General features: G+C 48.3%; 9 protein-coding genes and 2 pseudogenes. 10 read left to right on the forward strand and 1 reads right to left on the reverse strand.

The features are described from left to right. Window positions 1-360: 360 nt before the first annotated feature. The gene (locus K5K95_RS07745; protein ID WP_046032213.1) at window positions 361-621 is read left to right on the forward strand and encodes an accessory factor UbiK family protein; all 261 of its coding nucleotides are present in this window, start codon (window positions 361-363) and stop codon (window positions 619-621) included. 440 nt (window positions 622-1,061) lie between these two features. After that, on the forward strand, window positions 1,062-1,583 hold the full coding sequence (locus K5K95_RS07750) for a Bro-N domain-containing protein (protein ID WP_222588977.1): 522 nt from the start codon (window positions 1,062-1,064) through the stop codon (window positions 1,581-1,583). Between the two features lie 51 nt (window positions 1,584-1,634). Here K5K95_RS07750 and K5K95_RS07755 read toward each other — a convergent pair whose 3' ends face one another. Continuing rightward, the gene (locus K5K95_RS07755; protein WP_222588978.1) at window positions 1,635-1,940 is read right to left on the reverse strand and encodes a HigA family addiction module antitoxin; all 306 of its coding nucleotides are present in this window, start codon (window positions 1,938-1,940) and stop codon (window positions 1,635-1,637) included. Between the two features lie 939 nt (window positions 1,941-2,879). On the opposite strand from K5K95_RS07755, the pseudogene K5K95_RS07760 reads away from it, so the two are divergent. The 8 genes and pseudogenes from K5K95_RS07760 to K5K95_RS07795 form a co-directional block, all read left to right on the forward strand. Beyond that, window positions 2,880-3,788 (forward strand): annotated as a pseudogene (locus tag K5K95_RS07760) (YifB family Mg chelatase-like AAA ATPase); the annotation flags it as partial. 808 nt (window positions 3,789-4,596) lie between these two features. Continuing rightward, window positions 4,597-6,795 (forward strand): hypothetical protein, encoded by a 2,199-nt coding sequence (locus K5K95_RS07765; RefSeq protein ID WP_222588979.1) that lies wholly within the window; start codon window positions 4,597-4,599, stop codon window positions 6,793-6,795. After that, window positions 6,792-8,810 carry a site-specific integrase gene (locus K5K95_RS07770; RefSeq protein ID WP_222588980.1) on the forward strand — a complete coding sequence of 673 codons (2,019 nt, stop codon included), beginning with the start codon at window positions 6,792-6,794 and terminating at the stop codon, window positions 8,808-8,810. Before K5K95_RS07765 ends, K5K95_RS07770 begins: the two co-directional genes overlap by 4 nt. Further along, entirely contained in the window at window positions 8,803-9,366 is a 564-nt protein-coding gene (locus K5K95_RS07775; protein ID WP_222588981.1) for a hypothetical protein, read from the forward strand. The genes K5K95_RS07770 and K5K95_RS07775 overlap by 8 nt, the downstream gene beginning before the upstream one ends. Beyond that, window positions 9,335-10,717 (forward strand): site-specific integrase, encoded by a 1,383-nt coding sequence (locus tag K5K95_RS07780; protein WP_222588982.1) that lies wholly within the window; start codon window positions 9,335-9,337, stop codon window positions 10,715-10,717. Before K5K95_RS07775 ends, K5K95_RS07780 begins: the two co-directional genes overlap by 32 nt. A 58-nt stretch (window positions 10,718-10,775) precedes the next feature. Continuing rightward, window positions 10,776-11,833: pseudogene (locus tag K5K95_RS07785) on the forward strand (Mu transposase domain-containing protein); the annotation flags it as partial. A gap of 313 nt (window positions 11,834-12,146) precedes the next feature. Then, window positions 12,147-12,713: a tyrosine-type recombinase/integrase gene (locus tag K5K95_RS07790; protein WP_222588983.1), complete on the forward strand. Its 567-nt coding sequence runs from the start codon at window positions 12,147-12,149 to the stop codon at window positions 12,711-12,713. Between the two features lie 81 nt (window positions 12,714-12,794). Further along, window positions 12,795-14,126, forward strand: coding sequence for a DNA cytosine methyltransferase (locus K5K95_RS07795; RefSeq protein WP_222588984.1), 1,332 nt, complete (start codon window positions 12,795-12,797; stop codon window positions 14,124-14,126). Window position 14,127: the final 1 nt, after the last annotated feature.

The following is a 14,127-nucleotide window of genomic DNA, read 5'->3' on the forward strand; positions in this document are numbered from 1 at the left end:
TAAGCGCAGTGCCTGGCTTTGTAACGCATCGTCGACCTTACCTGCCCGTCCGACGCCAGCTAACCGCTCCTCACGAAACAACTCCCCGTTCCGCTTGGCGCACTGCATTCGTCACAGCGACTGCATCAGTGCATGGGTTACTACTGACTAAGCAGAAAGCTTGCCATCTCCACAAAACCTACTGTTTTCAAGCCTTTGGCCGCAGATACCCACCACATCACCGCAACACCTGACGCGTTACGCACAACAACGGTGCGATGCCGTCCGTCCGCATGCGCGAAAAGCGTGCATCCCTGCCGCTGGAATTGACTATAGACACTGCGTGATACACTGCCCGCCATTGTTGACAGGACATTTGCCATGCTCGCACCCAAAGACTTCCTCGACGCCCTGACCGGCACCGCCTCACGCCTTTTCAGCGGCGAAACCCCATTGCCGAAAAGCGAAATCGAAAGCCAGTTCAAGGCTTTGTTGCAGAGTGGCTTCAGCAAGCTGGATCTGGTGAGCCGCGAAGAGTTCGATAGCCAGATGGTCGTGCTGGCGCGGACCCGGGCACGGTTAGAGAGTCTTGAGGCGAAGGTGGCGGAGCTTGAAGCGAAGCTTAATCCGCCTGCCGAGTAACACTGCAAATCCCTGTGGGAGCGGGCTTGCCCGCGAATAGCGTCACCTCGGTCTACAAGCCCTCCCACACTGGATAGACCAAACCCTGTAGGAGCTGCCGCAGGCTGCGATCTTTTGATCTTCCGCCCCGCCACCATCTCGGCAACGTCCTACAAAGATCACACCGCCGTCCGATAGCGCCGCGAAGCCCAGGTTCCTAAGCTCATCCCAGCTGAATATTCAGCACTGGGTTTGGCGACCTGGATAGCATCTAAACGCATCGCGACCACGTTCGAATCAGGGAATTATTCCCATCTCGAATTATGGCGGCTGTGCGTGGGAGACCTTCGGGTCTGCCGGTTTCCGGATGCACCGGTTCGCCAACCCGCGCATAGCTGCCACCCTTTTCGTTTGGCGACGATCAGAGGCAGTTTCCTTAATTCGCATCCGGGAGCTGCACCATGAATGAAAACTATCTAATCCCTCACGTCTTCACCCGCCACAAACTCCACCTTCACGCGCTTTTGATCGAAAACCAGCCTTGGTTCAGCGCCCGAGACCTGGGTCGCCTGCTTCGCCTCTTCCTCGACGAACGTGCCGTCCGAAAACTCGATCCCGATCAACATCAATCCGCGCGAGTTCTCATCCACGGCACCCTCGAAAACACCCTGCTGATCAGCGAATCCGGCGTCTACGCCCTGCTCGTCTACCACTACTGCCCCGAATACCGAGGCCTGCGCGAATGGCTGACCCACGACGTAGTACCAGCCCTCAGAGACGCCCAACAACCCACCGCAACCGAACGCCCGATCCTGAGCCTGCTGAACTGGCCCGAGATGTCGTTGAGTTTGCTGCACTGGAATAACCAACCGTGGATACGGCTGCAGGATGTTCCGCAGATGCTGGCGGATAGTGAACGGCCGCAGCGCTCGATCAATGCACCGTGGTGGAAGCGTGCTTCGCGAATACTCCAGGCATTCTGAACGATAAAAAAACCCCACGTTATAGCGTGGGGTTCGTCCAGCAATTGAGGATCAGGCGCAGTGCGGAAGCCGCTCAACCTGATCCCGGATAACTGCCCCTCGCTCAATCTCAGCTTTGCGCAAATCGTAAGTCGATTGCAGGTTCAGCCAAAATTCCGGGGTCGTGTCCAGACAGATAGATAGCCTTAAAGCCATATCAGCGCTGACACCCCGGCGCTGGAGCACGATATCGTTCACCGTTGGTGTCGAAACGCTCAATGCTCTAGCCAGGGCTGCCGCCGTAAGGCTCAGAGGCTCCAGGTATTCCTCTTTGAGGATCTCGCCGGGGTGAACCGGACGCATACCTTTCTTAATCATTACGCCCCATTGCCTCCTGCCCCGAGAATGAATACTCAGCGTTGAGCAGCGGTGCCTACTCGAAACGCGAAGTTCTTAAATTTCGTACAGATCAAAAAACCGCCCCAGCCGAAGCTGGAGCGGTTTCCGCCGAGTCAATCCTTACCGCGGATCATCCCAGCGGTCCCGCAGAAACTCGTACAGGCGAAAAGCCCATAGCGCGTTTCTAACGAGGCTCCACATATGTTTAAGAAACTTAGACATACTTTGGCCCTCCTTGCGTGAGGCCAAACCTCCAGTGCACTTTCCGGTGTACGCACACCTTTGGGAATACATGTGAGTGTGTTCGCTGAGGCGGCCGGGTGTGGGTTCCTCAAAACCTGCGCCGGCACGACTCTCACATCGTGTTGAGGAACATGAAAATCTTTACGCCCCCAGCCACACTTCGAAATCACTCACTCATCGAGCCTCATCGCGGCGAATGCTATCGCAGTTCTTTCAATGCTTACCTTTCAAATCTGCTAACGAGTTGTATCAAATCATGAAGTGGCGAACGTCCTTTCCATCTCCTCGCTGTTATTGGTTCCTACCATAAGCAGATCGCTATTGACGCTTGCCTGGAAGATCAAATTTGAATAGGCTTCCCATCGTGAGTGTTTTCGTTGAGGAAGCGCAGGCCTCGGCCTCACCGAAGCCTGCAAATAAAAAACCGCCTACTCAAGGCGGTTTTTTTCGCCTTCAATTTAGCTTTCGCCGCCGTCCTTCATAGATCCAGGCAACGTCCTACAACAACCTCATCCCGCGACTGATTACGTCGCAAATCCCCACTCCCTTACGCTTCACCCATCAGAAAGACACTCGCAACATCCTGCGAAGATTTGGCACCTGCGCCATCACGCGCCCCCGACTACCCTTCAAAAAACCGCAGGAAGCGGTTCCCGTAAAGCTCAAGGAACGACCATGTCCCTATCCATCGTCCACAGCCGCGCCCAGATTGGCGTGGATGCGCCCGCCGTTACCGTCGAAGTCCATCTGGCCAACGGCTTGCCATCGCTGACGATGGTCGGTTTGCCCGAAGCGGCGGTGAAGGAAAGTAAGGATCGGGTACGCAGCGCGATCATCAACTCGGGTCTGCAATTCCCGGCGCGGCGCATCACGCTGAATCTCGCGCCTGCGGACTTACCGAAGGACGGCGGACGTTTCGATCTGGCGATTGCCTTGGGGATTCTGTCAGCCAGTGTGCAGGTGCCGACGTTGACGCTGGATGACATTGAATGCCTGGGAGAGTTGGCGTTGTCCGGCGCGGTACGTGCCGTCAGAGGTGTGTTGCCGGCTGCACTGGCTGCACGCAAAGCCGGGCGTTCGTTGATGGTGCCGCGGGCGAACGCCGAGGAGGCGTGCCTGGCGTCCGGGTTGAAGGTGTTTGCCGTGGACCACCTGCTGGAAGCCGTTGCGCACTTCAACGGACATACGCCGGTTGAGCCCTACGTTTCCAATGGCTTGCTCTACGCCAGCAAACCCTATCCGGACTTGAATGAAGTGCAGGGGCAAATCTCGGCCAAGCGCGCCTTGCTGATTGCGGCGGCTGGGGCTCACAACTTGCTGTTTAGCGGACCGCCAGGAACCGGGAAAACACTGTTGGCGAGTCGGTTACCGGGGCTGCTTCCCCCGTTAGCAGAAAATGAGGCGCTGGAAGTCGCAGCCATTCAATCCGTCACCAGTTGCGTGCCCTTGAGCCACTGGCCGCAAAGACCCTTCCGCCAACCCCATCACTCCGCCTCGGGCCCGGCGTTAGTGGGCGGCGGTTCGAAGCCGCAACCCGGCGAGATCACCCTCGCCCATCATGGCGTGCTGTTCCTCGACGAACTTCAAGTTTTGCTGTGATACACATATTGTCAAGCATGCATATCTAATTGATTTATATCTGTTTTTTTATGATATTTCGCAATCGAATTATCTGACAACTATCGCTCCAACGCAGTCCTTGACAAACCAAGTCCAGCGCACCAAATAAACAGTGTTGAGCCGTGTGATACGGCCCACGGAGTGACCACCACCCAAGCTCGCCGTTTCCAATTCTAAATCGGACCAACCAGCTGAACACCTCAAGACCTCCATACCCCAACGGGCGCATGCTAATTGGCTGCATCACAATCGTTACAGTATCTACGCACCACATCGAAGGTCGTGAGGTGCAGTACCTTATAGCCCCCAGAAGCAAACGGAATCTCAAAGTTGAATCTCAGAAATCACTACCTTTGAATATCCTTACTCATGTATGACACTAGCTACATCCCAGGCAGTTGCGGCGCGGCCCACCCCAAAACCGAACTCAACACGACCACCAGCAGAAAAAAATCTTATTGAACTTTATCATTTATTATTTGCAAAACTTGTAAAGCACATAATAAACAAAAATATAAAATCTTTTAAAATACATAGAGATACAAACCTGCACAAAATTTTGATTGATACACTTTTTTCATTTAACAAAAAATAAAGAACACGACACCATGAGCAATATTTTTTTACTGTTGCAGGCCGCTGAAACTTATGTAATCTGAAAGAACCTCATCTCTATCAGATACTCTACATGCCGCATCTAATCCCATCACCGACGAGCTACTTGAACAAAATGCCGCTTACGCGGGTGAGTCCGTGCTTCGTCGCTCATGTGATGTACATCGCTGACTCCAATAAGTACGTCTGCAAGGATGATTTATCATTAGGGAAATTTTTTAAGCTCCTTGAGTGTGTTTTGCTGATAGCCAGCATAGATCTATCACGCGAAAAAATAGATTCACCTGAGTTTATGAAAATTATGAATCTACTCATAGGAGCACTTGCATCCAAAAAATTTGCAGGCTGGACCAATCGACACCGATATTCAGTAACTGAACAATGTAAAGTTTTGATCCAGCTAATCTATGACCATCATCGCCTGGATTATAAACTACCGGACATCGGATTTTATCTTAATAGCGAAGATCTAAACGCTTTAGTTAATAACTTTGAAAAACTATCAATTCGACCAGAAGTAAAACTATATCTGAATGGCTGGAAATGTAGAAACGCCAAAGGTAAAACCGTAAGCATCGAACTCTACGAGTTATACGCATCTCATGGCGCAGAGTTCACCATCGGCATTTATAATGTTTGCCAAAGTTATTTGGCCACAAGAGCTTCATGCTACATCTATGCAATTAGGCCTCTTATAAACCTCCTAACCAACGAATATAAAGACTCTACGGCACTGGAACTTAACGACCCAGATTTTACCGAAAGACTGTTTTCGGATATGCGAAAAAAGTACTTTTTGGAAAATCATGACGAGAACAGTCCGACACGATTTCGTACATTATGCAAACATTGGCGCGGACCTATCTCATTCTTTCTGGAGAATAAATTATTTCCTTCAGGTCTGATAGCTAAACCACGACGTGGCTTGCCTACAAACACCCCGCCAAAACACTTGGCTGAAACACATATGGGGAAGAACGAAGACGGCAAAAATATAAGTAGCAAGCTTACTTTTGACGTTCCGCTGGAAGTCACTGACGACGAAGCCATCGAACTTATATTCGGCCAAGTTAGCAAAGACATTACCACAATTACTAGCTGGGCGAAATATTCAATAGCAAGACACTATAAAACATTCGACACGGCACTTAAACACGGCCAAATAGGCAGCATCACGCCAGTAGCGAACATTGTAAAGAAAGTAGACAGCATGGCAGAGTTATCGCCACAGCAGATACAATATGTAGTTCATAAATTTCGCGAGTTTGGCTACCAAACCTACCCAGACTCACTTGCTGGAACGCAACACTTCAGGGTCCCCCTCACAGCGGCGGCTGAAATCTTAGGGCTACCGAATCGAGAGATCCTGACCGCTTATGCAGCATACCTTATTGTCGTCCATCCGGAGGTGACCCCATCGTTTCTATCGACCCTGGAGCTATACGATGTACACGGTAGATACTCCGGCTATATTGAAGTGGATAATGTAGTTTATCTAAAAGGCTACAAGCGTAGAAAAGGAAAAAAGAAAGCTGAACAGATTGTATTTCTAACGCCTGAAACTAATGACGCCGTGAAAAAGCTCATTGAAATGGCTCGGCCACTTAGAGAGTTTCTACGAAGAAACGGGGATGATAACTGGAGACTTTTATTTCTTAGTCGCGGTCGACTTTTCTCATACCCTAGCCCCGTCAAATTCGAAATGGGCAGCCAATATAGATCCACCCTAGAAAAAGAACTTATTGAATCAACTAATATAAGTTCAAATTACGCGAGAACTCTTGCAAAACGGATAACACTCACGGCGATCAGGGCTACTTCTGCAATCAAACTTTATATAGAAGATAGAGATCTTGCTGGGGTTTCCAAGCGATTAGGGCACGATGAGTTTTCTATAAAGCTCCTTAAAAGGTACGTTCCTAGCGCACTCATTCGCTTCTTTGCGGTACGCTGGATTCGAATTGTACAACACCTAATTATATTCGAAGCGGTTAGCGATACGGATTACTTATCGCCAGCAACGGGAATGACGATTGATCAGGCTAATCAGTTCATCAAAAATCATGTCGTGAACTTCAGAAAACACTTCAATACTGAATGCGAGAATGCAGGTTCTATACAGGCTAATGACAACGATACTGAGATCATTATTTCGGTGGGCATTAGCTCCTTAAGACTGCTGCTAGACTTTAGCAATCGCGATTTAAATAGAGAAAACAACGACTCGACGGACTCATATTGGATAAGAATAAGTAGGCTATTAATTGATCATATTGGAGATGAAAATTTCAACCGACCAGACATTAAGGCGATGCTCGCATCCGCACGACTGATAACACCAGTGGTGAGCACATGATTGACACTCGCCGCGTAAGTAATTCAACCATCCCGTCATTAAGCTTTCTAGACGATGGCTATGAACCATCAAAAACCAACCCGTTACTGAAAGGCTTGACCTCTGATGTTGGCTCAACGCTATGGATAATCGAAGGGTTAGCAACGCCAATTGATTTCAATGTGTTGCTTTCGGACGGGTCAAAATTAACCGATTACCGTAATTCAAAAATTTTGAGCAGCATTAAAACATGGCTTTTGATGCAAGGTGCGGATTGTGCTACGAATATCCCCTATAAAACCAATGTGAGAACGCGCAGATTAACTTTAGTCTTAAAACAGGCTGACTTTATTCTTCAGCACATACCTATTTCGCGCCTTCGCAGAGACGGGTTTGCAGCAATTTCAGAAAGCTTCTATAGCATGCTCGTATATAGAGTTAACAATTACAATTCAGATGATGACATTTACTACAATTGGACCGAGCGTTTCTCGACATTAGTGAAATGCAAAATTGAGGAAAATACTAAAGAGCTGGATAATGGCGGCCTATATCCTGTTTGCGTAGAACAGTCCGACCTCGATCTAGCATCGTATACTTGCGATCTCACCAAAAGCCAAGCTAGATCGGCTCGAATTTTTTTCCACCATGAACGCCGACAACTTTCAAGTACAAAAAGGTCCTTCCCAAACTATTCGGCAAGAGAGTTGTCGCGGTCAATATTTCTGAACTGCCTATTCAAAGGTTCGAAATTTTCTTGCCCGCCAGAAATTGACATACAACCGCTCAAAAAAAAGAAGTCTATAAATAGAGTACCAACGAGAACAAACCGCAACACGCCCTCAACACAGACTATCTCCAGGCACCTTTCCTGCTTTAAGGATATTCTCGAACTAGGTCGCTTTGATTTACCTACGCCAATTGAAACGTTTGAAACTGATAGAGCACAACTCATCTCGGATGAATCAACAATTACAGGGAATTTCTCTAGCATTCCGTACCCTCTCGTAATAAGTGCCCTAAAGGAAGCGATCAGTTATGTCTCAAGGTACGCCGACGGCCTCTTTGAAGCCTGTTTGGAATACTACCAAGAATGCGGCGATTTAACGCCGATAGATTTGACTTGCCAGCAGCGATTGCCAACCTGCATACCAGCATCTCTATCCGAATTAGGAATTACACGCTGGAAGACACCTAATTGGGAGTCCCGAGAGGCCCAGAATGCGCAGGAAAAAAGCGAGCTATATTGGCATATAAAGATTCTCTATGGATCGTTCGAACTAATTCTTGGGGCGCTTACAGCAAGACGCCAAGAAGAATTAATAAGAATAACTCGCAAAGATATAGATATTTTGTCAGGACAGATTATTTTCCAGAACGGTAAGTCTGGAGAGGGTGATATAAGACAACCTCTTCCCTGCCCAATCCCAAAGATATGCGTAGACATCTTCGCAAAGCTGATAAAATTTCATTCCAACATTGAGACGTTGGGATTTTGTTGTAAGAATAGGTCATTATTATCCCCTCCATACACTAAAACACTGGGGATAAAAAAATATTTTGGTAGCGTTGTTTATAATGATGCACTAGACAAGCTTTGCCTTAAATTCAATTACACCAACAACGAAGGACAAATCTACCTTTTCCGGGAACATCAATTCAGGCGGTTCTTTGCGCAGATGTTTTTTTGGGGAGGTTTTGGCGACATGGAAGCTCTTCGACAATTCCTAGGCCATAGCAACTACCGCCATTTGTTTCACTACATCACGGATACAGTATCAGGGGACACTATTAATAGCGTAAAAGCCGAAGTACTTTCCGAGATTACACGACGCGGAGACCTAACATACCTTCCTCTCGCTAGACTTATAGAGAAAAGATTTTGCACGTCCAATATCAGGGTGATTCAAGAGGCTGAATTGCGGCCATACTTAAACTATTTAATTTCCAGAAACCAGATAACAACCGAACCCGTTTTTAGTATGTCAAATAACAATGAAAACTTTACGATCATTACGGCGGTGAAGCATGCTTGAGAGCGAGAGAATTAAGCAGACATCGATTTTAAAACTTAAACAATTACTTCTCGATACAATCGAAGGAAACTACATACATTGGGGAGGAGCAAAACCAAGCATTTATTTGGCAAGCCAAAAATCGCTTTCGAGCTACGTTAATCCTGAATTAGAAATTATTCAAACTACTATAAATAGCCTCAAACGCTCAGCAGATCTCTACCTCAAAGGAGGTTACAGCTACCTCGATAAATTGCGAAAGGCAGCGCAAAAAAAAGTCAATACAACGCCTAGTCAAAAACGACCACGCAAGCAGTCGAAAAGTGGCCTCGAAGTCAGACTTAAAGAAGTCGAGCATTTAAGTGAAACGCAACGTGAAGACCTCATTGTTTTAAGCTACGCGCTGACCCTATCACTGAATAAAAGCTGGAAACTCATAACCGAGTCTGGCCGCGCTGACTTAATTGATCTTTGCAGAGAGCATCATCATGAAATTTATCAAATGCTCTCCCCTCTGAAAAACATAGAATTAGGAATTGATAAAAATGGCAAAGTTATATTTCCTGACTTCCGCTGAATTTCAGCTATTTCATTCTCTCAGCTTCGACAAAAAGCCTCAACTGGTAAACGCTCCAAATTTGGTTTCGATGCGCTGGCCCAACGGCGTTTGGTGTTACGATGCAAACCAATACTTAATTTCTAAATTTTTTAATCGTGCATCGACGCACTCTGACGGAGGCACTCTTAAACAATACGCCACGCAACTGTCACACATCATAAGGTTTTGCTTCGACAAGAAACGAAACCTAGACCAACTAGTAGATTCAGATTTTATAGAATTTATAAAACTACAAAGCACCCCCCGCCCTAATGGGAAAATTATAACAACTAAGACTTCTGTTTCTATTCTGCGCAGAACTCTAGAGTTTCTTGACTTCGTAGGTAGATCCCGGCATCGATCAGACTATGTTGCAATTGATGGAGACATCAAGGGGTTCAAAAAGAAAATTGAACTATCAAAACAGGTCCACCATTCACATGATGCAGCGCCTAGGTGGTACTGGGATCATTCTGAGATGCCGATTGAGAGTGAGACGACAACTAGGGATTCAATTTCTGCTATTGCGATAGATAAACTGAGGACAGCAGCAGCGAACGGCGACACCAATTTTTTCCTTATGAAACGCAGGCTAGCTATGTTACTGGTATTAGAAGTTACCGGTGGACGGCGTTCAGAGGTAGCGGAATTACAGCGTAGCGCAGTTTATAAAGCGCTAGCAATGACGCAACCGGTGCTTGAAATGCGGAACTTGAAGAAAGGCGGTAATACCTATGTGACGCGGAGAATTCGTATTTCGCACAGTGACCTTCGCTTTCTTAAAGATTTTATTGAGATGAATTTGGAGCCTTTGCTTTCTATTAAAAAAGCTAGTCATGATTATGTTTTTGTAAGTGAACGGACTGGTCAATCGGTAAGACCTAACACCATAACTCAAGAGATACATTATCTACGAAACCTAGCAGGAGTTCTAGGTCGTGCTCATCCACACATGTTCAGACACCGCTACGTCACCAAGCACTTGATCGCTTTAATTGAAAGTTTCAAATTTGCTAACGAGTCCGACTTCCGCAACAAACTTTTAGATCTAGAGTTTTTCAAGGTCCAGGTTTTAGATTTTACGGGGCATAAATCTCCAAAATCTATAGAACCATATATAAAACTAGCATACGCAGAGCATTTAAAATTAAAAGAGACGCTAGATGCTCTAAATAAATTTAAAGAAGTTGATGCAGCAAAGCGAGCAATTATAAATTATTCGGCAGAATTACAAGCACGTGGTGGTCCAAGGCATATCGTTGACGGCCTCTTAGAACTATCCAAAAATTTTCCGTTTCTGCCACCCCCATTAGTAACGACCGATGAATGAGGCATCTAAGTATTTTTTTCTAAACAAGTTATTAACCACAGGTGGATGAGTTTCACCAGTTGCATATCCCAGCCAAGGCCACGAGATGCTGGTCGATGCCTATACCCGCTCAGTTGGTGCGTTAGGTGGAATGCCGCGTCGCGGTATCTACGACAACATGAAGACCGCTGTCGATAAGGGGCAACAGGGGCTAGGGGCGCACGGTCATACCCGGTTTGCCGTAATTTGAGCCCACTACCTGTTCGACCCAGATTTTTGCAACGCGCCCTCGGATTAGGAAAAGGCATCGTTGTAAAGAATCTCCACGACAGCCGACGGCGCATTTGGCTCGATGCTCAAATCTGCATGTTCCACCCCTTCGACGAACTGAATGCCTGCCTAGGCTAACACCGCCGTGCTCTTCGGAGCGACCTGGTGCACCCGCAGTACAACGGGCTAACGGTGGTGGCTCCGGAGCTTGAACGAGCTGAAATGATGTCAATGCTGACCGCCTTTGATGGTTAGGTCGAATGCACGGTGAGGGCCTCCACTACCTGCTTGATCAGCGTGGACCGAAATCGTCACTCGGTACCTTGCGAGCGGGTCGGCCAGTGGGTCAGCAGCCGCCTGTATCCCTCTTTGGTGGTGGTCATTACCGATGAAACGATGATTGCCAGTCACAAACGACTCAATGATCGAGACTAGGTCAGCTGCGACCGGCAGCACTACGTCCCGCTTATCAAACGGAGGCCTGGCGCACTCCGCAATAGCGCTACATTTGATGATCTGCCGATGCCATTGATGTTTTTTACGCGTCGACCTGAGACGTCACACCAACCCTGATCGAGTCATGACGCAGGTACGGCTGCGGTTCCCATCGCCGGGCGTGATGCCCTGCTGGTGACGGTGGAGTTAGTACTTTAATCAGGCAGCTTGAGCGCTGACCACATCCTGAATGTTCCAGCTCGGCTAACATCGACAGCAGCCCCTCCGTCCGCCTAGACCAGTCTTCAACTCAAGGTAGCGCCTGTCGCCGATACGGCGCGCTACTACCGGCTCCGGACCACCGATGAACACCACATGCTGCGCCATATCTGTACGATTCCGGCCCTTCGCAACAGGCAGCTAACTGCGTAAAGTTCCCTCTGAATCTCTGAATCATTGCTCCCGTAAATTTTTGACGCAGCAGATGGCAATAGCAAAAACTTGAATCATACTGTATAAAAACACAGTTAGATCATCTATTCCGGCTTAATCAATCCTAGCGCAGTGGAGCCCATAGAAGCATCACTGGTGACGCCACGAGTCGCGGGAGTCAAAACGCGCCGAGGGCGGTCGAAATAGCTTGGATAACTAAGGACAAAAAGATTCATTTTGTCCAATGTGGTGTTATCCTTTTGCGGTACGGCGCGGGATTGCGCCGTTTGTTTTGCATCGAAGATTGGACAAAATGATCGAGCCCCGAAAACACCTGACGCAGATCGAAGTCGATCGATTGATTGCGGCGACCAAAGAGAGTCGCCACGAAATGCGTGATCGCTGTCTACTGCTGCTCATGTTCCGTCATGGCCTACGCGTCTCTGAAGCCTGTGGCATGACATTGGCGCAAGTTGACCTTGAGTCTCGTGTTCTACACGTTTTTCGCTTGAAAAAAGGCCTTTCTACAACGCATCCGCTACGTACAGATGAGCTGAAGTATATAAAAGCCTGGCTTCGGGTTAGGGCTCAAATGAAACCTGAAAATGATGCTTTTTTCATTTCAGAGAGACTGAATCCTTTGAATCGGCGTACCGCTTGGGATGCCATTCGTCGATATGGCGAGAAGGCTCATTTACCTCTGGCTACCCATCCGCACATGCTGCGCCACGCTTGCGGGTACGAACTGGCCAACCAAGGTGCAGATACACGGTTAATCCAGGACTATTTAGGGCACAAGAACATTCAGCACACCGTGCAATACACGGCAGCTAAACCAACAAGGTTTGATAGGTTGTGGCCAGCAGCGCCACGCCGCTGAGCTGAACAGAAGATAACGGTGCGACCAGGGATTGCGACCCTGGCCACACCTGACCAATGTCTACTGAAAGGAGTAGAAGCAATGGCTAATGAGTATGGTATGACAATCGAAGCAAACAGCGAAATCTACGTAGGTACAGGCGGCAGCTCCATCGACACTCCTGTGCCCAAAAAAGCTCGTGGATCGCGGAAGAAAAAAAAGCCGCTGCGCACAATCGATTTGTTTTGTGGTGCAGGTGGAATCACCGAGGGCTTTAGACAAGCTGGTTATGTCAGCCTCTATGGCAACGATGTGATGCCAGAGGCCATCGAGACGTTTAAGCTCAATCATCCAGAAGCCATTGCAGACTGCCGGACTATCGAAGAGGTGGATCCAGCAGAGGTTAGAAATCTTCTCGGCCTGGAGCCTGGTGAGCTAGACGTTCTAGTCGGAGGCCCACCCTGCCAAGGTTTCTCGATTAACGCCCCAGAGCGTTTTCTCAGTGATCCCCGGAATGCTTTGTTCAGGCACTATGAGCGTTTCCTAGAAGAGTTCCTGCCCAAGGCGTTCGTATTCGAGAACGTTCCTGGCTTGCTATCTCTAGATGACGGAAAAGTGTTCCGTCAGATCATCGATATTTTTACCAATCTGGGATACCACGTAACGGCCAAGATTCTGTTCGCAGCTCATTACGGTGTTCCGCAAGAACGCTGGCGGCTAATTCTTCTCGGCTCCCGCTTCAGTGAAGTTCAGCATCCTGAACCTACACATTACGCAGTTGGCCGCGCCAATTTCCGTGGCGGTAGCACGATGACATTCCAGCTATCTGAGAGTGACCGTTCCCGCCTCAACCCATGGGTGAACGTTAACGAAGCCATTGGCGATCTCCCACGCTTAGAGATGGGGGAAGGGGCTGAAATTGTCCAATATCAGGCAGCCGCTCACAGCGCCTACGCTCAAACAATGCGTAATGGTGCGCAAGAAACTTTTAACCACATTGCCGCCAAGCTTTCTAAGCAGAATGCTGAGCGTATGAAGCATGTAAAGCCCGGTGGATCATGGCGTGATATCCCCCACGATCTTCTGCCTAAAGGTATGCAGCGCGCCCGCAAGTCTGATCATACAAAACGTTATGGTCGACTCCATAACGATGGTTTGTCTGGGACTATGTTGACCAAGTGCGACCCACACTGGGGAACAGTTTTTCTGCCAGATCAAGACCGAACTCTGACAGTGCGCGAAGCAGCACGTTTCCAGTCTTTTCCTGACACCTATCGTTTTGTAGGTTCTCGCGTATCACAGTACGAGCAGGTCGGAAATGCAGTACCGGTGTTGATGGCAAAAGCCATTGCTGATCAACTGGTAAATCACCTGGCTGACCAAAAAGACATGTTTATTGAAGTAGTACAGGCGCAAGAAGAAATCTGCGCCTGAC

Source organism: Pseudomonas sp. DR48 (assembly GCF_019823085.1).
Lineage (GTDB): Bacteria > Pseudomonadota > Gammaproteobacteria > Pseudomonadales > Pseudomonadaceae > Aquipseudomonas.